General features: G+C 70.1%; 14 protein-coding genes. 11 read left to right on the top strand and 3 right to left on the bottom strand.

The annotated features are described in order from the left end of the window. Positions 1-39: 39 nt before the first annotated feature. Entirely contained in the window at positions 40-1,074 is a 1,035-nt protein-coding gene (locus tag CEK69_RS13950; RefSeq protein ID WP_152246208.1) for an SDR family oxidoreductase, read from the bottom strand. A gap of 71 nt (positions 1,075-1,145) precedes the next feature. Further along, entirely contained in the window at positions 1,146-1,379 is a 234-nt protein-coding gene (locus tag CEK69_RS13955; protein ID WP_010342266.1) for a hypothetical protein, read from the bottom strand. 139 nt (positions 1,380-1,518) lie between these two features. Between CEK69_RS13955 and CEK69_RS13960 the strand changes: the two genes are divergently transcribed. Next, complete coding sequence (locus CEK69_RS13960; protein WP_152246210.1) at positions 1,519-1,875, top strand: hypothetical protein; 357 nt, start codon at positions 1,519-1,521, stop codon at positions 1,873-1,875. Positions 1,876-1,920: 45 nt separating this feature from the next. Here CEK69_RS13960 and CEK69_RS13965 read toward each other — a convergent pair whose 3' ends face one another. Beyond that, positions 1,921-3,150: a DNA topoisomerase IB gene (locus tag CEK69_RS13965; RefSeq protein WP_152239604.1), complete on the bottom strand. Its 1,230-nt coding sequence runs from the start codon at positions 3,148-3,150 to the stop codon at positions 1,921-1,923. Positions 3,151-3,541: 391 nt separating this feature from the next. On the opposite strand from CEK69_RS13965, the gene CEK69_RS13970 reads away from it, so the two are divergent. The 10 genes from CEK69_RS13970 to CEK69_RS14015 all read left to right on the top strand — a co-directional run bounded on the left by CEK69_RS13970 (position 3,542) and on the right by CEK69_RS14015 (position 18,656). Continuing rightward, on the top strand, positions 3,542-3,937 hold the full coding sequence (locus CEK69_RS13970; RefSeq protein ID WP_152246212.1) for an I78 family peptidase inhibitor: 396 nt from the start codon (positions 3,542-3,544) through the stop codon (positions 3,935-3,937). A 321-nt stretch (positions 3,938-4,258) separates the two neighbouring features. After that, entirely contained in the window at positions 4,259-8,716 is a 4,458-nt protein-coding gene (gene gltB / locus CEK69_RS13975; protein ID WP_152246214.1) for a glutamate synthase large subunit, read from the top strand. 126 nt (positions 8,717-8,842) lie between these two features. Then, the gene (locus tag CEK69_RS13980) at positions 8,843-10,333 is read left to right on the top strand and encodes an FAD-dependent oxidoreductase (RefSeq protein ID WP_152246216.1); all 1,491 of its coding nucleotides are present in this window, start codon (positions 8,843-8,845) and stop codon (positions 10,331-10,333) included. Between the two features lie 77 nt (positions 10,334-10,410). After that, positions 10,411-10,623, top strand: a complete 213-nt coding sequence (locus tag CEK69_RS13985) for a hypothetical protein (protein WP_152246218.1) — start codon at positions 10,411-10,413, stop codon at positions 10,621-10,623. Positions 10,624-10,907: 284 nt separating this feature from the next. Then, a complete protein-coding gene (locus CEK69_RS13990; protein ID WP_152246220.1) occupies positions 10,908-11,966 on the top strand; it encodes a glycoside hydrolase family 5 protein in 1,059 nt (352 codons plus the stop codon). A 259-nt stretch (positions 11,967-12,225) separates the two neighbouring features. Further along, positions 12,226-13,278, top strand: a complete 1,053-nt coding sequence (locus tag CEK69_RS13995) for a glycoside hydrolase family 5 protein (protein WP_152246222.1) — start codon at positions 12,226-12,228, stop codon at positions 13,276-13,278. A 351-nt stretch (positions 13,279-13,629) separates the two neighbouring features. Then, positions 13,630-14,685 (top strand): glycoside hydrolase family 5 protein, encoded by a 1,056-nt coding sequence (locus CEK69_RS14000; RefSeq protein WP_152246224.1) that lies wholly within the window; start codon positions 13,630-13,632, stop codon positions 14,683-14,685. Between the two features lie 107 nt (positions 14,686-14,792). Further along, on the top strand, positions 14,793-15,668 hold the full coding sequence (locus CEK69_RS14005; protein ID WP_152246226.1) for a methylglyoxal synthase: 876 nt from the start codon (positions 14,793-14,795) through the stop codon (positions 15,666-15,668). 151 nt (positions 15,669-15,819) lie between these two features. Further along, positions 15,820-17,175 carry a substrate-binding domain-containing protein gene (locus CEK69_RS14010; protein ID WP_152246228.1) on the top strand — a complete coding sequence of 452 codons (1,356 nt, stop codon included), beginning with the start codon at positions 15,820-15,822 and terminating at the stop codon, positions 17,173-17,175. 380 nt (positions 17,176-17,555) lie between these two features. Beyond that, positions 17,556-18,656: an alginate lyase family protein gene (locus CEK69_RS14015; protein ID WP_226975166.1), complete on the top strand. Its 1,101-nt coding sequence runs from the start codon at positions 17,556-17,558 to the stop codon at positions 18,654-18,656. The last annotated feature ends 109 nt before the right edge of the window (positions 18,657-18,765 follow it).

Below are 18,765 nucleotides of genomic sequence, written 5' to 3' on the forward strand. Positions count from 1 at the left end.
CCGACCGCCAGCCAACTCACCCGCCAACCCACGCACCCACTACCCCGTCGGCCCACCCATCACCGGCAGGATCGCGCCATTGATGTAGCTGGCGGTGATCGGCGAGGCCAGGAACACATACGCCGGCGACAGCTCCTCCGGCTGCGCCGGGCGTCCCATCGGGTTCTGCTTGCCGAATTCGGCCACGTCCTCCGCAGGCTTGTCGGCGGGATTGAGCGGCGTCCATACCGGCCCCGGCGCGACCGCGTTGACGCGGATGCCGCGCGGCTGCAACTGGCTGGCCAGCGCCATGGTGAAGGCATGGATCGCGCCCTTGGTCGCCGAATAGTCCAACAGCGACTTGCTGCCGAACAGCCCGGTCTCCGAACCGCTGTTGACGATCGCCGAACCACGCTTGAGATGCGGCAGCGCCGCGCGCGCCATGTGGAAATAGCCGGCGATGTTGGTCTGCAAGGTCTCCTGCAGATGTTCCTCGCTCAGGTCCTCCAGCGCATCGCAATGCAACTGGAACGCGGCGTTGTTGACCAGCACATCGAGCCCACCGAAGGCTTTGACGGTCTGCGCCACCGCGTCCTCGCAGAACGCCGGATCCTTCACGTCGCCGGCGATGGTGATGCAGCGGCGGCCTTCGTTCTCCACATGCTGGCGGGTGACCTGCGCATCCTCGTGTTCGTCCAGGTACAGCACCGCCACGTCCGCGCCCTCGCGCGCGAACAGCACCGCTACCGCGCGGCCGATGCCCGAATCGGCGCCGGTCACGATCGCGCTCATGCCGCGCAGCTTGCCGCTGCCCACGTACTCCGGCGCCTCGAAGCGCGGCTGCAGCGCCAGCTCGTGCTCGTTGCCCGGCTTGGCCAGGTGCTGCCTGGGCATGCGCTGCGGCTGCTTGCGCGGCCCGGCCTGGCCGGCGTCGCCCGGCTTGGCGCGCTTGGGCTTGGGCTTGGCGTCGCCGGCATCGACCGCGCGCTGCAGCGCGCGTTGCTGCTGCACGGTCTTGGCGCTGGACGACGCCACGACGCCACTGCGCTTGGAAGGGGCGGACTTGGTGGCGGCAGGACGCTTGCGGGAGGCCATCGGCAATACTCCGGATGCGGGAGGAGGACGCAATCGCGCAGTCCTCCTCGAAGGGAAGGAACGGGCGTCGCTCAGGCGCGGTCGGCGAGACCGCTGACGCCGGCGTGCTGGGCGCAGTGCGCGCAGCAGAACATGCGCTCGCCGGCTTGCACGCCGTGGCCGACGATGCGGCACTCGCAGTGGCTGCAGCGCGGGGCGAAGGCGTGGATGGCGCACTCGAACGAATCGAAGGTACCGCTGCGCGCGCCCTGGGTCAGGGTGAAGGCCTGGTCGTAGTCGTTTCCGCAGACATCGCAGGTGGCCATGATCGGCTCCGGTTGCTGGGGGAATCCCGAGTCTGGCCCCGCCGGCGGCCACGACCGGTGAAACCGCCGGCGCGATCTCTTCATGCGGCGCAAACATGCGCCGCGACAGGCTCGCGCCATCGATCGAAGGAGACGCCCCATGATCCGCCACCCGCTTGCCCGCCTCGCCCCGTTCGCCGCCGTGCTGCTGCTCGGCGCCTGCAGCACCACCCAGGTGGCGCAGGTGCAGCCGATCGACGGCATCATCTCCGGACAGTGCCATATCGACAAGGTGCGCGGCGCCGTCGGCCTGGCCGCCTCGCGCATGACCGTCGAACGCGCCCGCGTCGACAGCGACAGTCTCAAGGTGCAGGTGGTGAGGAGCAGTGTCAGCGACAACGGCGCCACCTCCAGCGGCGTGGACAGCGCCAACCGCGGCGCCCGCGAAACCGGCGGCGACCGCCTGACCGTCGAAGTCGGCCCGACCAACAACATCACCACCGTGTATTGCGGCTGATCCGCACCGCGGGACCGTGCCGCCGCATCCGCGGCGGCGCGGCGCTCAGGCGCGCTTGCGTGCGGGAGTTACGGTCTTGCGCTTGGCGCGGGTACCGCTGCCCTGCGCGCCCGCCGCAGCACCCTTGCGCGCAGCACGCGCGCCCTTGCGCAGCGACGGCGCCTTGGCCGCGCTGCGGCCAGCGGCCTTGGCCGCCTTGCGTGCCGCGGTGCGTGCCCGGCCCAGGTACTTCAGCGTGATCAGGTCCCACTGCCGCTCGCCGCGCACGCCCTCGCACAGGCCGTGCAGGCGGCCGCAGCGCCAACCGTCGAACACGCACGGGTCGATATAGGCCTTGCGGCACACCGCCGGAGTATTGCCCAGCGCCTCGGCCACCTCGCGGATCACCGCGTTCTGCGCCTGCGCCAGCGCGCGCTCGCCGCCGGTGTCCGGCAGCGGCAGCGCGGCCAAGCGCTGCAGCGCGGCGCGGGTGCCGCCCCAGGTGCGGAAGTCCTTGGCGGTGAAGCTCTCGCCCATCGCCTCGCGCAGGTAGTCGTTGACCTCGCCCGAATCCACCGGCTGCAGCTGGCCGTCGTCGTCGCGGTACTGGAACAGCGCCTGCCCCGGCAATTGCTGGCAGCCGCGGATCAGCTTGACCAGGTGCACGTCGTCGACCTCGATGTCGTGCTCCTGGCCGCCCTTGCCGCGGAACTGCAGCCGCGCACGGCCGCCCTTCACGAATGCCAGGTGGCGATTGCGCAGCGTGGTCAGGCCGTAGGAGCGGTTGCTGCGCGCGTATTCGGCGTTGCCCACGCGCACCAGGGTCTCGGCCATCAACGCCACCACCATCGCCAACACCTTGTCGCGCGGGTAGCCAGGCAGGGCCATGTCGCGGCGCAGGCGCCGGCGCAGCCGCGGCAGGGCCTGGCCGAAGGCGACGATGCGCTCGAACTTGCCGTCGCCGCGCACCTGCGCCCAGTCGGCGTGGTAGCGGTACTGCTTGCGCCGGCGTGCGTCGCGGCCGGTGGCCTGCAGGTGGCCGTTGTCGCGCGTGCAGATCCACACCTCGGTATAGGCCGGCGGGATCGCCAGCTGGCGGATGCGCTGCAGGGTGGCCGCATCGCGCACCGCGCTGCCGTCTGGCAGACGGTAGCCGAACCCCTTGCCGGCACGGCGGCGGACGATGCCCGGCTCCTGATCGCTGACATAGACCAGGCCGGCGCTGCTGGCGGCCTGGCGGGACTGGCGGGCACGCGCCGCCTCGGCCGCGGCGGTGGAACGGGACGCGTTGGACATCGGACCTCCGGAAGCCGGAACCGCGGCCAGCGCCGCCGGTTCCACGAGCATCGATTGTCGGCAGTGCCGCGGCTAGGCCGCGTGAGCGATTGCCGCCTGCCGCATGTCGGTCCACCACTGCGGAAGTACTGCAGTTCGTGCGGGAGGGACTTCAGTCCCGATGCCCAACGCTGTCGGCGCGCCTTGGACATCACGCGTCGCGGCTCAAGCCATTCCCACAACGTGTGTCGGCGTGCCGGTTAACGCCTGGCGAACGCGCGGTATCCGATCCTGTCGCCACCGGAACCCACGCTGCGCCGGCGCCTGCCGTCGCCCGGCGAGACGACGGCAACGCAAAGCGCATCACACGTTCTATGCTTCACCCATCTTCCCTCCAGCCATAGGAGCCCCGATGAGCAACCTCCTTTCCTCCCGTGCGTCCACGCGTGCCGGCCTGCTCGGCACGGCCTGCCTGGCGCTGGCCCTGGCCGCCTGCGGCGCGCCGCCGCCGGACGAGCAGGAACAGGTGAGCGCCAAGGCCCAGGCCGCCGCGCAGCAGGCCGCCGCGCCGGACCCGGCCAACGCACCGGACGCCCCTCCGGTGGGCACCTGCGATGCCTCGCAGGCGCAGGGCCTGGTTGGGCAGACCTTCGCGCCGACGCTGCTGGACCAGGCACGCAGCGACACCGGCGCCAAGACCGCGCGCGTGCTCAAGCCGAACCAGGCAGTGACCATGGAGTTCAACGGCGAACGGCTCAACATCGAGGTCGACGAGAAGAACCAGATCACCGGCGTGCGCTGCGGCTAGGGCCCGTCCCCATTCCCGGGCAGGTCGCGCCGCCCTTGCGCGTGCCCGGGCAAGGAAGCGCGAGGGAGTGGACGTCTGTCCATGACGGGCAATGACACAGTCCCGGGCACGCACAAGGACAGGCCCGGGGGCGCCGCCAGGACGCCCGGCGCGGCGGCGGCGACAGCGCCGCCGCCAGCGCTGAAGTTGCAGGTGTAACGGTGTATTGCGGCACCGCACCAACTATGTTTTAGTCGGGATTCCGGTGACCTCAAGAAGCGCTCCAGGACAGAGCGGGGGCGAGTGTCGCCGCGTTCCTTCGGATCGCTTTCAGAGGCAGACATGGCCCCCCGCAACCGCCACGGGCTCTACGACCCCCAAGACGAGCGCGATGCCTGTGGTTTCGGCATGGTCGCGCAACTCGACGACCAACCTTCGCGGGCGCTGGTGGATACCGCCATCGCCGCCCTGTCGCGCATGACCCACCGCGGCGGCGTCGCCGCCGATGGCCTCACCGGCGACGGCTGCGGCCTGCTGATCCGCAAACCCGAGCCGTTCCTGCGCGCGCTGGCGCGCGAGGCCGGCATCGCGGTCGGCGCGCGCTTCGCTGCCGGCAACGTGTTCCTGCCGCGCGACGATGCCGACGCCGCCGCACGCTGTCGCCAGGTGCTGGAAGAGGAACTGCGTCGGGTCGGCGCGCAGCCATGCGGCTGGCGCCTCACCCCCACCGACGATGCGGTGTGCGGGCAACTGGCCAAGGACACCCTGCCGCGCATCGAGCAGGTGTTCGTCGACGCCGGCGCCGATCAGAGTGAAGACGCGTTCGCCCTGGCCCTGTTCCTGGCGCGCCGCCGCGCCGAGCAGCGCCTGCGCGAGGTCGCCGATTTCTACGTCACCACGCTCTCGCCCAACGGCATCAGCTACAAGGGCATGGTGCTGCCGGACAAGCTCAGCACCTTCTACCCGGACCTGCAGCGCAACGACCTGGCCTCCAGCGCCATCGTGTTCCACCAGCGCTTCTCCACCAACACGCTGCCGCGCTGGCCGCTGGCGCACCCGTTCCGCCTGCTCGCGCACAACGGCGAGATCAACACCATCGAGGGCAACCGGCACTGGGCGCAGGCGCGCAGCAAGGTGTGGAAGACCCCGCGTTTCGACATCGCCGAGCTGGACCCGGTGATCTCGATGCATGGCTCCGATTCGCAGAGCCTGGACAACATGCTCGAGCTGCTGGTCGCCGGCGGCATGGACCTGCTGCAGGCGCTGCGCATCCTGGTGCCGCCGGCCACGCAGTCGCTGGAGTTCAAGGACGCCGACCTGGCCGCGTTCTACGAGTTCTACGGCCTCAACACCGAGCCGTGGGACGGCCCGGCCGGCATCGTCGCCTGCGACGGCCGCTACGCCGCATGCATGCTCGACCGCAACGGCCTGCGCCCGGCGCGCTGGATGCTGACCTCCGACCGGCATTTCCTGGTGGCCTCCGAAGCCGGCGTGTGGGAACTGCCGGCCGAGCGCGTCACCCGCAAGGGCAAGCTCGGCCCCGGCGAGATGATGGCCATCGACCTCAAGCGCGGCGACCTGCTCGATTCGGACGCCATCGACCGCATCAACCGCGGCCGTGCCCCGTACAAGCAATGGCTGCAGCAGGGTGTGACCTACCTGCAGACCGAACTGATCGACCCCTCGCTGGTCGAGGAGCCGTTCGACGAGCGCACCCTGCGCAGCTACCACAAGCTGTTCCAGCTCAGCACCGAGGAAGTGGAGCAGGTGCTGCGGCCGCTGGCCGAGACCGAGCAGGAAGCCACCGGCTCGATGGGCGACGACACCCCGATGGCGGTGCTCAGCCGCCACACCCGGCCGCTGTACGACTACTTCCGCCAGGCCTTCGCGCAGGTCACCAACCCGCCGATCGACCCGCTGCGGGAAGACTGCGTGATGTCGCTGACCACCCAGCTCGGCAAGGAGACCAACATCTTCCATGCCGGCCCGGAGACGGTGAACCACGTCATCCTCAACTCGCCGGTGCTCAGCCAGCGCAAGCTGCGGCAGTTGCTGAAGATGCCGCAGTACCTGACCCGCAACGCGCAGATCGACCTGTCCTACAGCGTCGAGGAAGGCCTGGAGGCCGGCCTCAAGCGCATCTGCGCCGAGGCCGAACAGGCCGCGCGCGACGGCAAGGTCATGCTGCTGCTGACCGACCGCTACCCGGTGCCGGAGCGGCCCATGGCGCATGCGCTGCTGGCCACCGGCGCGGTGCACCACCACCTCTCGCGCGTGGGCCTGCGCTGCGACGTCAACCTGATCATCGAGACCGGCACCGCGCGCGACCCGCACCACATGGCCTGCCTGCTCGGCTTCGGCGCCACCGCGGTGTATCCGTACCTGGCCTACCAGACCCTGTTCGACCTGGGCCGGCGCGGCATCCTGCTGCTCAAGAGCGGCGGCGAGCAGACCCAGATCGGCCGCAAGTACCGCAAGGGCATCTACAAGGGCCTGTCCAAGATCATCTCCAAGATGGGCATCTGCACCATCGCCAGCTACCGCGGCGCGCAGCTGTTCGAGATCGTCGGGCTGGATCCGGACGTGGTGGCGCTGTGCTTCCCGGACACCGCCGCGCGCATCGGCGGCGTCGGCCTGGCGCGGCTGGACACCGAGGCGCGGCAGCTCGCCGCGCGCGCCTGGAACGACCTGCTCAAGCCGGAAGTGGGCGGCCTGCTCAAGTACGTGCACGGCGGCGAGTACCACATGTACAACCCGGACGTGGTGCTGACCCTGCAGCGCGCCACCCGCAGCGGCCTGCAGGCCGACTGGGACGCCTACGCCGCCGCGGTGCACGGGCGCCCGGCCTCGGCCCTGCGCGACCTGCTGCAACTCAAGCGCGCGGCCACGCCGACCCCGCTGGACGAGGTCGCTCCGGCCGAGGACCTGCTGCGTCGCTTCGACACCGCCGCGATCAGCCTCGGCGCGCTGTCGCCGGAGGCGCACGAGGCGCTGGCGATCGCGATGAACCGCCTCGGCGGGCGCAGCAATTCCGGCGAAGGCGGCGAAGACCCGGCGCGCTACGGCACCGAGAAGCGGTCCAAGATCAAGCAGGTGGCCTCCGGGCGCTTCGGCGTCACCCCCGAATACCTGGTCAATGCCGAGGTGCTGCAGATCAAGGTCGCGCAGGGCGCCAAGCCCGGCGAAGGCGGCCAGCTGCCCGGGCATAAGGTCAACGAACTGATCGCGCGGCTGCGCTACGCCAAGCCGGGCATCGGCCTGATCTCGCCGCCGCCGCACCACGACATCTACTCGATCGAAGACCTCGCGCAGCTGATCTACGACCTCAAGCAGGTCAATCCGAGCGCGCTGGTGTCGGTGAAGCTGGTCAGCCATGCCGGCGTGGGCACCATCGCCGCCGGCGTGGTCAAGGCCGGCGCCGACCTGATCACCGTGTCCGGCCACGACGGCGGCACCGGCGCCAGCCCGGTCAGCTCGATCCGCTACGCCGGCGTGCCGTGGGAACTGGGCGTGGCCGAGTCGCACCAGGCGCTGGTCGCCAACGACTTGCGCGCGCGCACCATCCTGCAGACCGACGGCGGCCTGAAGACCGGCCTGGACGTGGTCAAGGCGGCGATCCTGGGCGCGGACAGCTTCGGCTTCGGCACCGGGCCGATGATCGTGCTCGGCTGCAAGTACCTGCGCATCTGCCACCTCAACAACTGCGCCACCGGCGTGGCCACCCAGGACGAGCGCCTGCGCGCCAACCACTTCGTCGGCCTGCCCGAGCGCGTGGAGAACTTCTTCCGGCTGCTGGCCGAGGAAGTGCGGCAGTGGCTGTCGTACCTGGGCGTGCGCTCGCTGGACGAGATCGTCGGCCGCACCGAACTGCTGCAGCAACTGGACATCTCGCCGCGCGAAGGCGTGCGCGTGGACCTGTCGCGGCTGCTCAAGGACGTGCGTCATGACGGCGGCCACTGCGCCGCGCAGCGCCTGTACGAATCGCCGGACAGCCTGGCCACGCAGATGGACGGCCTGCTCGCCGACGCCATCGCGCACAAGCGCGGCGGCGACCATCGCTTCCTGATCCACAACACCGACCGTTCGATCGGCGCGCGCCTGTCCGGCGCCATCGCCCGCGTCCACGGCAACCATGGCATGGACGATGCGCCGCTGACCCTGCGCTTCCGTGGCTCGGCCGGGCAGAGCTTCGGCGCGTTCAACGCCGGCGGCCTGCACCTGGAGCTGGAAGGCGAGGCCAACGACTACGTCGGCAAGGGCATGGCCGGCGGCCGCCTGGTGGTGCGTCCGCCGCGCGGCGCGCGCTTCGAGGCACGCAGCACCGCGATCATCGGCAACACCTGCCTGTACGGCGCCACCGGTGGCGAACTGTACGCGGCCGGCCGCGCCGGCGAGCGCTTCGCGGTGCGCAACTCCGGCGCGCTGGCGGTGATCGAGGGCGCCGGCGACCACTGCTGCGAGTACATGACCGACGGCATCGTGCTGGTGCTGGGCAAGGTCGGCCTGAACTTCGGTGCCGGCTTCACCGGCGGCCTGGCCTACGTGCTCGACGTGGACCGCGACTTCGTCGACCGCTACAACCACGAACTGATCGACATCCACCGCATCTCCGCCGAAGGCTTCGAGAGCCACCGCCAGCACCTGCACAAGCTGATCAGCCGCCACCGCGAACTGACCGGCAGCATCTGGGCGCAGCAGATCCTCGACGAGTTCCGCGACTACGTCGGCAAGTTCTGGCTGGTCAAACCGAAGGCGGCGAGCATCGAGTCGTTGACCGAGTCGCTGAGGCGCGCCGCCTGATGGCGGCGCGCCGGGAATCGGGAATGGAGAATCGGGAATGGTAAAAGCCCGGCTCCCCCAGTTTCCGATCGCGCGCGCAGATTCGCTTTTGCCATTCCCCATTCCCCATTCCCGGTTCCCCACACCATGAGCCGCAAACACGCCTTCCAGTTCCTCGACCTGCCCCGGCAGATGCCGCAACGCATTCCGGTGGAACTGCGCACCTCCGGCGACTGGAACGAGCTGTACGGCAAGTTCGACAAGGCCGACGCGCAGTACCAGGCCGGGCGCTGCCTGGATTGCGGCAACCCGTACTGCAGCTGGAAGTGCCCGGTGCACAACGCCATCCCGCAGTGGCTGCAGCTGGTGCAGGAAAACCGTATCGAAGAGGCCGCGGCGCTGTGCCACAGCACCAATCCGCTGCCGGAGGTGTGCGGCCGGGTGTGCCCGCAGGACCGCCTGTGCGAAGGCAGCTGCACGCTGGAGGAATTCGGCGCGGTCACCATCGGCGCGGTGGAGAAGTACATCGTCGATACCGCGCTCAACAACGGTTGGCGCCCGGACCTGAGCCAGGTCGAACCCACCGGCAAGCGCGTGGCGGTGGTCGGCGCCGGCCCGGCCGGGCTCAGCTGCGCCGACCGCCTCGCACGCGCCGGCATCCAGGCGGTGGTGTACGACCGCTACGAGCAGATCGGCGGGCTGCTGCAGTTCGGCATCCCCAGCTTCAAGCTGGACAAGAGCGTGATCGGCAAGCGCCGCGAAGTGCTCGAAGGCATGGGCGTGCAGTTCCGCCTGGGCGTGGAGATCGGCCGCGACGTGAGCCTGGAGCAGTTGCTGGAGGAGTACGACGCGGTGTTCCTGGGCACCGGCGCCTACCGCTACACCGACGGCGGCCTGCCCGGCCAGGACCTGCCCGGCGTGCTGCCGGCGCTGCCGTTCCTGGTGCAGAACAGCCGCATCGTCGGCGGCAACGACCCCTGGGGCCGGCCGATCGCCGGCTGGGAAGACAAGATCGCGCTGCCCGACCTGAGCGGCAAGCGCGTGGTCGTGCTGGGCGGCGGCGACACCGGCATGGACTGCGTGCGCAGCGCGATCCGCCTGGGCGCGGCCAAGGTCACCTGCGCCTACCGCCGCGACGAGGCCAACATGCCCGGCTCGGCGCGCGAGGTGGCCAATGCGCGCGAGGAAGGCGTGCGCTTCCTGTTCAACCGCCAGCCGCTGGCGGTGGAAGCCGATGCCGCCGGCAACCTGGCCGGCGTACGCGTGGTGCAGACCCGTCTGGGCGAGCCGGATGCGCGCGGGCGCCAGGCCGCGGTGCCGGTGGAAGGCAGCGAATCGCTGCTGGACGCGGACGTGGTCATCATCGCCTTCGGCTTCTCGCCGAGCGTGCCGGAGTGGCTGGCGGCGCAAGGCGTGGAAGGTACCGCCAACGGCCGCATCCTCGCCGGCGGCAGCGAGCCCGACGGCAGCGGCCGCCTGCCGTACCAGACCACCAACCCGAAACTGTTCGCTGGCGGCGACGCCGTGCGCGGCGCCGACCTGGTGGTGACTGCGGTGGCCGAAGGCCGCGACGCGGCAGCCAGCATCGCCGAATGGATCGGCAACCGCCTGCCGGTGACGACCCAGGCTGCGGCCTGAGCGACGCTGCGAGGCTCCAGCAGCGTTCGGTCAGTTCGGCGGCGACGGCGGCGGCAATACTTGCTCGACTGGGCGATGTGGCCTTCGACCGCATCGCCGAATCGCTGCGCCCTGCATTCGCCGAGAGGCGAGGACGCCTGGAGCGGCCGGCCTCCAGCAACGTCGCCAGCGCCTGCGCTGGCCTCGGCATGGACCTCGTCGAACGCTACCGCCTCGGCACCGCCGCCGCCGACAGCGATCGCCTTCAACGCCACCACCGCCGCGGCGCAGGTAGCGTCGCCGGCCTCTAGCGAACACCTTCTCCACCGCTCGTCCTTCGTCGCGTGCCCAACCTGGCGCCCCGGCGATGGACGCATGGCCGCGATCTCGATCACGCCGCTGCTGCCGGCTGCACCACGCACCTGATGTGACGCCGCCGACGTCCGCGCGCAGCGTGTCCGCGCCAGGTGAATGCCGGGCTAACACGGGTGCGTGCAGGCTGGCGATCACGGGGGCGATCCTTGCACGCTTGCGCCTGCCGCTCCGCGCTCCCCCGACGCGGACGGCGCCTCCCCTCACTCCAGGAAGCTCCCCCATGTCGCTTTCCTCGTCGTGTTCCCCGCGCTGGCGTTCCCTGCCGCTGGCACTGCTGCTCGCCACCGTCGCCTGCAACGCCGCCGCCGAAGGCCGCAGCGTGCTCAAGTACGCCGGCGTCAACCTGTCCGGCGCCGAGTTCAACTCCGGCAAGAAGCCCGGTGTGCTGTACAAGGACTACACCTACCCGACCGCCGGCGACTACAGCTACTTCGCCAGCAAGGGCATGAACACCATCCGCCTGCCGTTCCTGTGGGAGCGCCTGCAGCCCACCGCCAAGGGCGAGTTCGACCCGGCGCAACTGGCGCTGTTGAAGAAGGCGGTGGAGCAGGCCAAGGCCAACCACCTGTACCTGATCCTGGACCCGCACAACTACGCCAAGTACAACGGCGCGCTGGTCGGCAGCGAGGGCGCCCCCGACGAGGTGTTCGCCGACCTGTGGCGGCGCCTGGCCAAGGAGTTCAAGGGCGACGACCACGTCATCTTCGGGCTGATGAACGAGCCCAACGCGGTGTCCTCGACCGACTGGGCCAGTGCGGCGCAGGCGGCGATCGACGCCATCCGCAAGGCCGGCGCCAACAACCTGATCCTGGTGCCGGGCACCGCCTACACCGGCGCGCACAGCTGGCGCAGCACCGCCTACGGCACGCCCAACGCGGTTGCCCTGCAGCCGCTGAAGGATCCGCGCAACCGCATGGCGTTCGAAGCGCACCAGTACCTGGACCGCGACAACAGCGGCACCAAGGGCGAGTGCGTCAGCGCCACCGCCGGCGCCGAGAAGCTGGCCGGCTTCGTCAGCTGGTTGCGCGAGAACAAGAAGGTCGGCTTCATCGGCGAGTTCGCCACCGCGAATACGCCCACCTGCAATCAGGCGCTGGAGAACATGCTCAGCTACATGCAGAAGAACGACGACGTGATTCTCGGTTGGACCTGGTGGGCCGCAGGTGCGTGGTGGAAGCCCGACTATCCGTTCAACGTGCAGCCCGGCAAGGACGGCAGCGAGAAGCCGCAGATGGAGATCCTGTCCAAGTACGCGCGCGAGATCACCGGCAAGAAGTGAGCCGTCGCTGCCGGCGCCGCCTGTCGGCAACGCGGCAACACGCCATGCAACGTGTGCGACGCGCACGCCTGGCATAGCACATGCAGCGCGATCCAGTACCGGTTCGCGCTGCCAATCGCCGCACAGATCCATGCATGCGCGCACGCAGCGCATCGCCTCGTCCTCGGCAATGCACTACGGTGTCCGCACACCGTAGTCATCAGCCCGGCCTGGCATCTCCTCGGCCGGGTTCCCCCTCTGATGCCGAAGGAGACTCACCATGATCGCGCGCACCTTGCGGCGGCGGTCGCGGCACGCCTGGCGTGCCGCGCTGCTGCTGTGCCTATCCGTTCCGCTGTCGTCGCTGCAGGCGCGGGAGGCGCTGCGCTTCGCCGGCGTCAACCTGTCCGGTGCCGAGATCGCGCCGTCGAAGATTCCCGGCATCGTCGGAGTCGACTACACCTATCCGCGCAGCAGCGACTACACCTACTTCGCCGGCAAGGGCATGAACCTGCTGCGCCTGCCGGTGCGCTGGGAACGCCTGCAGCCGCAACCGCGCGGCCCGCTCGACGCCGCACAACTGGCGCTGATCGACGACGCCGTGCAGCAGGCCAAGGCGCAGGGCATGTACGTGATCGTGGACATCCACAACTACGCGCGCCACGACGGCCGCCTCATCGGCAGCAGCGGCCTGCCGGTCGCCGCCTTCGTCGACCTGTGGCAGCGTCTGGCACGCGCCTACGGCAGCGACAATGCGGTGGTCTTCGGGCTGATGAACGAGCCGCACGGCATCACCCCGGCCGCGTGGGCCACCGCCGCGCAGGCCGCGGTCGATGCGATCCGCGCCACCGGCGCCAGCAACCTGGTCCTGGTGCCGGGCGCGCTGTGGACCGGCGCGCATAGCTGGTACACGCCGGTGGACGGCACCTCGAACGCCAGCGCGCTGGCCACGCTGCACGACCCGCTGCAGCGCGTGGCGATCGAAGTGCACCAGTACCTGGACGCCGATTCCAGCGGCACCAGCCCGGTCTGCGTCAGCGACGACATCGGCGTCCAACGCCTGCGCGCCTTCACCGACTGGCTGCAGCAGACCGGCCATCTCGGCTTTCTCGGCGAATTCGCTGCCGCCGACAATGCGGTCTGCCGCAGCGCGCTGGACGGCATGCTGGCCGACATCGCGCAGCACCCGACGCTGTGGCTGGGCTGGAGCTATTGGGCCGGCGGCGCCTGGTGGCGCGCCGACTATCCGTTCAACGTGCAACCCGACGCCGACGGCCACGACCGTCCGCAGATGGCGATCCTCGCGCCCTGGGCACAGCGCATCACGCGCTGAGCGCGGCGCATGCGTGACAACGCCGTGGCGCACGCCGACAACTAGGCATCTCCAAGTCACGTCGGGACATGTCTGCGAGGGACGGCTCGTGCCCTTTCACCGGCTCAGCGGCAGCGGACTTTTGCCTGGCACGCGCCGTTGCGGGTTTAAGCCTCTGCTACAGAGCAACGTGCATCCGCCGGGTTGTACGCAAGCAGGTGATTCGAGGTGCCCGCATGGCGTGCGACGTGCATTGCGTCGCATATTTCCGATGACCTCGATCGCTCTGGCATGACGGTTGCAGCGTGGTGCACGGCCGCGCACGCCGCATCGTGGCGTCGCCTGCCGCTCTTTCCCCACGAAGGATCCGTCATGCCACGCTATTCCCGTTTTTTCCGCTCCCCGCAATGGCGGCAGCGCGCCGCGCTATGCCTGCTCCTGGCCGCCTGCGCGCCGTTCGCAAACGCCCAGCAGACGCTGCGCTATGCCGGCATCAACCTGGCCGGCGCCGAGTTCAACTCGGCGAAGAAGCCCGGCGTGCTGTTCAAGGACTATGTGTATCCCACCGACGCAGACTACGCGTACACCGCGGCGCAGGGCATGAACATCGTGCGCCTGCCGTTCCTGTGGGAGCGACTGCAGCCGCAGGCCAACGGCCCGCTCGACACCGCGCAACTCGACGCGCTGCGCACCGCGGTCGAACGCGCCAGGCGCTACAACCTGCAACTGATCCTCGACGTGCACAACTACGCCAAGTACGACGGCGTGCGCATCGGCGGCGACGCGGTGCCGGCGGCGGCGCTGGCCGATCTGTGGCGGCGCCTGGCGCTGGTGTTCGGCAACGATGCCAGTGTGGCATTCGGGCTGATGAACGAACCCAACGGCCTCGCCTCCGGCGATTGGGCGGCCATCGCGCAGGCGTCGATCGATGCGATCCGCAGCACCGGCGCCGACAACCTGATCCTGGTGCCCGGCACCGCCTTCAGCGGCGCGCACAGCTGGAACAGCACCTGGTACGGCGTGTCCAACGCGCAGGGATTGCTGACGGTCCACGACCCGGCCGGCAACCTGGCGTTCGAAGTGCATCAGTACCTGGATCCTGACTCCTCCGGCACCAGCGCCGCCTGCGTCAGCACCAGCATCGGTGCGGAACGCCTGCAAGGGTTCACCCAATGGCTGCGCGCCAATGGCTATCGCGGCTTCCTCGGCGAGTTCGGCGGCAGCAGCGATCCCACATGCCTGGCCGCGCTCGACACCATGCTCGGCTACGTCCACGACAACGGCGACGTCTGGCTGGGCTGGACCGCCTGGGCCGGCGGCGCGTGGTGGCGCAGCGACTATGCGTTCAACCTGCAGCCGGACAAGAGCGGCGCCGACAAGCCGCAGATGGACGTGCTGGCGGTGCGCGCGCAGCAGGTCACGCAGTGACAGCGCCAGGGCCGGCATGCGCAGCAGCGGCCCGGCGATCGCGCGGCGATTGAGTCGACACCGCGATCGGGCGCAGACTGTCGCACCTCTTCCGCAGGGATCGACGCATGCGCCTGGGCCTGGCCGCCAACCGACTGCACCACCAGGGCAAGGATGCCGCGCTGTTCCGCTGGCTGCGCGCCAGCGAGGCGGGCATCCGCGAGCTGCAGCTCGGCCTGCACGCGGTCGGCCGAACCCACGAGGCGATCATCCGGGCCGGTCTGCTGGCCGGCCATGCCGGCCTCAGGCGCTACCCGTTCGGCCGCGAGGGCGGACTGATGAAGCTGGTGGCCGAAGTCGTCGGACTGGAAGGCGCCGAACGGACCCTCGACGGCGCCATCTACCTGATCGATCCGGTCGACCCGTCCTCGATCTTCCCCGAGGCGATCGCGCTCAAGCGCCAGTGCGTGATCCACGGCAAGCCGTTCATTTCCACCGTGGCCAGCGCCCGCGACTGGGTGGAGATGGAGCGCATCCACTCCGCGTTGCCACCGGATCCCGGCGCCGACGATCTCTACGCGCTGCAGCGGCAGACCCTGGCGCTGATCGCGCACGATGCGATGAAACCGCAGATGCTGGCCTTCGCCAGCGAACATTTCGATCTGCTGTCGCGCTTCGCCGAGCGCGTGGCCACCGGCACCACCGGGCAGCGGCTCAACGAACTGGCCTGGAGCCGCGGCTGGCCGCAGGGCCAGGCGTGGGTGCAGCGCTATCAGAGCGGCCCGATGGGCGGCGACGCGCAGATCGCCGATCGCGTGCTGGAACGGCGCTGCCACCGCGCGATCTTCTTCGAGGATCCGCACGTCGCGCGCCAGCACGAGGCCGACATCCAACTGCTGGAACGCGCGGTCACCACGGTCACCGACAGCGCCGTGTGCATCACCTCGCCGGCGATCGCCGCGCGCTGGGCGCAGGCCGCCGCACGCCGGCTCGGATCGGCCTGAGGTTTTCGACGCGCGCGATCGCGTCGCGCGCGGACCGCTGACAGGACACGCCGCGACGCCGCGTTGTCGTGCGTGACCATGCGCACAGTCACTGCGATGTCACGCCGATCGCCAACACTGCCGCGCCTGTCCAGATCCCAGGGGGGATCCCATGTTGCGTTTCACCCTGCGCTTGCTGCTGCTCGGCGCAGCAGCGCTGTGCGCGCTGCCGTCCGCGTCCGCGCAACCGGCCGAGCGCTTGCGCGTACACGGCTCCAACAGCCTCGGCGCGCGGCTGATGCCGGCGCTGGTGGAAGCCTGGCTGCAGAGCATGGGCTACCGGCAACTGCAACGTCGTCGCGTCGATGCGACGACGCTGGAGATCGCCGCAGTGCGCGACGATGCGCCGCTGGTGGTCGAGATCGCCGGCACCGGCTCGGCCGCCGGCATCGCCGACCTGGTGCATGGCGACGCCGAGCTGGCGATGCTGGCGCGTCAGCCCGATGCGCGCGAACGCGAGGCCGCCTGGCAGCTCGGCGACCTGGGCTCGCCGGACCAACAGTTCGTCGTGGCCCTGGACGGCGCGCGGGTGCTGGTCGCCGCCGACAACCCCATCGCCACGCTGAGCGTCGCGCAGCTGCGCGACATCCTGAGCGACCGGACCACGCGCTGGTCGCAACTCGGCGGCGCGGACCTGCCGATCGCGCTGCACCGCAGTGCCATCCCCGGCGGTCTCGACGACTTCCTGCGCGAACGCCTGGCGCTGCCGGCGGTGCGCATGCCGGGGAACGTCCTGCATGCCGACCTGGCCGAGGCGGCACGCGCCGTCGTCGGCCATTCCGACGCACTGGCGATCGTCGGGTTGACCACGCCGGTGCCGGCCGGCACACGTGCGCTGGCCATCGCCGACGGCGGTATCGCGGTGCTCCCGACGGCAGCAGCCGTGCGCGGCGAGGACTATCCCTTGGTCCAGCGCTATAGCCTGTACGGCGGCCAGATGATGTCGGCGCTCGGCCGCAGCCTGGCCCTGTACGCCCTCGGTCCGCAGGCGCAACAGCTGGTGCGCCGGCTTGGCCCGATTTCCATGGCGATCGACGTCGATCCGGCCACGCCGCAGAGCGGCACCACCGCTGCCCGCGCGGACGCTAGCTACGCGCAGGCCAGCACCGGCGCCCGGCGCCTGACCACCACGCTGCGTTTCAGCCTGCAGTCGCTCAATGGCATGTACGAAGCGCGCAGCGCCCAGGATCTCGACCGATTGGTCGCCTTCATGCAACAGCCGGCGATGCACGGCCGCGCCCTGGCGGTGATCGGCTTCGCCACACCGGACAGCGCCAACCGGCTGTACCCGACCATCGCCAGCAACGACCGCGCCGACGTCGTCGCCGCGTACCTGGTGCAACGCGGTGTCGCCGTGGAACGGGTCCGCGGTCTCGGCGCACTGCATCCGCTGATCGGCGGCGAAGACGCCATAGCCAAGGCGCGCAACGAACGCGTCGAACTGTGGCTGCTGGATCGGGCGCGATAGGGCAGTCGGAGCGTGGTTGCGGCCGGTTGGGCACGACATCGCTCGGCCGCTCGTCCCCTTCGGAACTTTTCCCCCGAAAAGCAGGCCGTGGTCCCGAGAGGAGAAGGGAACGCCAAAGCCCCTCTCTCGTCGGGAGAGGGGTTGGGGTGAGGGTACGCAGCGCGAAGCGCCCTCGCCGGCGGAAGATGGGAGGTTAGCGCGTTGTCAGGCATTGCCAGCCGCGCGCGCGTGACGCCGCCCTGGCGCCGATACGACCCGTCGCCATCCGCGCATCGGCGAGCGCATGCGGGCGACCGTGCTCCCGGACTCGGGCCATCCGGCGTTCACCGCATCGCGCCTACAGTCGCCCGACACCCTCGCCAGCGCTTCCGGAGATCGCCATGCTTCGCTCATCGCACGCCGGTCTCGGCGTGGTGCTCGCCGGACTCCTGCTGACCCACAGCACGCCTGCCGCCGCGGTGCAGCGGCTGTGGCCGACCGCGGAGCAATGGCAACAGTTGCACGCGTCGGCTTCAACCGATGCAGCCTGGCGCGAGATCGAGGCGACGCAGGCCCGACTGGCCGATGCGGCACGCGCGCAGGGGGCACATCCGCTCGAGACGCTGAGCACCGGCGGCCGCCTGCGCGGCGATCCAGTGAAGGCGGCGACCGAAACCAGCCTGGGCGACATGCCGCGCATCCAGGCGCTGGCGCTGCGCTACGCCCTGGACGGCGAGCACGCCGACGCGCTGGCCGCCGGCGACCAGCTCGCGCAATGGGCCGCGCGCAATGTGCCCAACGGCAATCCGATCGACGAGACCGGGTTGGAACCGGCGATCTTCGCCTACCGCATCGTCCGCCCGACGTTGCCGGACGCGCAACGCCGCGCCATCGATGCATGGATGCGAAAGATCGCCGATGCCGAAATCGGCTCGCGCGATCTCAAGCGCAAGACCGCCACCAACAACTGGCACAGCCATCGGCTGAAGACCGTGGGCATGATTGGCGCCGCGCTCGACGATCAGCGCTTGCTGGACTACGCCCGCACCGGCTTTCGTCAGCAGATCGCAGACAACCTGTTGCCCGACGGCCGCAGCATCGACTTCGTCGAGCGCGATGCGCTGTCCTACCACGTCTACGACCTGCGTCCGCTGGTGACGCTGGCACTGCTGTTCTCCGAACGCGGTGAGGATCTGTACCACTGGCGCGCACCGAACGGCGCATCGCTGGCGCGCAGCGTCGACTGGCTGCTGCCGTATCTGCGCGGCGATCGCAGCCACGCGGAATTCGTCGGCAGCCAGGTGCCGTTCGACAAGGCGCGCTCGGACAACGGCGAAGCCGGCCACGTGATCGGTGCACCGTACGCGACCGAGGACGCGATACCGCTGCTGGTGCTTGCGGCGGCTTACGATCCTGCTTGTGCCGGCCTTGCCAAACACCTCGGCCACGGCACGCCGTCCTGGCGGCTTGCGATTAGCACCTTGCCGGATTCGAAGCGCTAGCGCCGCCCCCGCCGCTTCGGGGCACCTTCTTCCGAGGCGTGAAGGAAGGGACCGAGCCCCTCTCCCGCCGGGAGAGGGGTTGGGGTGAGGGTACGGGGCGCAGCCCCCG

The sequence above is a fragment of the Xanthomonas sp. LMG 12462 genome, assembly GCF_009192885.1.
Lineage (GTDB): Bacteria > Pseudomonadota > Gammaproteobacteria > Xanthomonadales > Xanthomonadaceae > Xanthomonas_A > Xanthomonas_A sontii.

What these genes read in the sequence shown, in the direction of transcription:
- CEK69_RS14000 (WP_152246224.1), top strand. Translation starts at nt 13,630, where the DNA reads ATGCCACGCTATTCCCGTTTTTTCCGCTCCCCGCAATGGCGGCAGCGC.
- CEK69_RS13950 (WP_152246208.1), bottom strand. Translation starts at nt 1,074, where the DNA reads ATGGCCTCCCGCAAGCGTCCTGCCGCCACCAAGTCCGCCCCTTCCAAG.
- CEK69_RS13990 (WP_152246220.1), top strand. Translation starts at nt 10,908, where the DNA reads ATGTCGCTTTCCTCGTCGTGTTCCCCGCGCTGGCGTTCCCTGCCGCTG.
- CEK69_RS14010 (WP_152246228.1), top strand. Translation starts at nt 15,820, where the DNA reads ATGTTGCGTTTCACCCTGCGCTTGCTGCTGCTCGGCGCAGCAGCGCTG.
- CEK69_RS13970 (WP_152246212.1), top strand. Translation starts at nt 3,542, where the DNA reads ATGAGCAACCTCCTTTCCTCCCGTGCGTCCACGCGTGCCGGCCTGCTC.
- gltB (WP_152246214.1), top strand. Translation starts at nt 4,259, where the DNA reads ATGGCCCCCCGCAACCGCCACGGGCTCTACGACCCCCAAGACGAGCGC.
- CEK69_RS13995 (WP_152246222.1), top strand. Translation starts at nt 12,226, where the DNA reads ATGATCGCGCGCACCTTGCGGCGGCGGTCGCGGCACGCCTGGCGTGCC.
- CEK69_RS13965 (WP_152239604.1), bottom strand. Translation starts at nt 3,150, where the DNA reads ATGTCCAACGCGTCCCGTTCCACCGCCGCGGCCGAGGCGGCGCGTGCC.
- CEK69_RS13980 (WP_152246216.1), top strand. Translation starts at nt 8,843, where the DNA reads ATGAGCCGCAAACACGCCTTCCAGTTCCTCGACCTGCCCCGGCAGATG.
- CEK69_RS13955 (WP_010342266.1), bottom strand. Translation starts at nt 1,379, where the DNA reads ATGGCCACCTGCGATGTCTGCGGAAACGACTACGACCAGGCCTTCACC.
- CEK69_RS14005 (WP_152246226.1), top strand. Translation starts at nt 14,793, where the DNA reads ATGCGCCTGGGCCTGGCCGCCAACCGACTGCACCACCAGGGCAAGGAT.
- CEK69_RS14015 (WP_226975166.1), top strand. Translation starts at nt 17,556, where the DNA reads ATGCTTCGCTCATCGCACGCCGGTCTCGGCGTGGTGCTCGCCGGACTC.
- CEK69_RS13960 (WP_152246210.1), top strand. Translation starts at nt 1,519, where the DNA reads ATGATCCGCCACCCGCTTGCCCGCCTCGCCCCGTTCGCCGCCGTGCTG.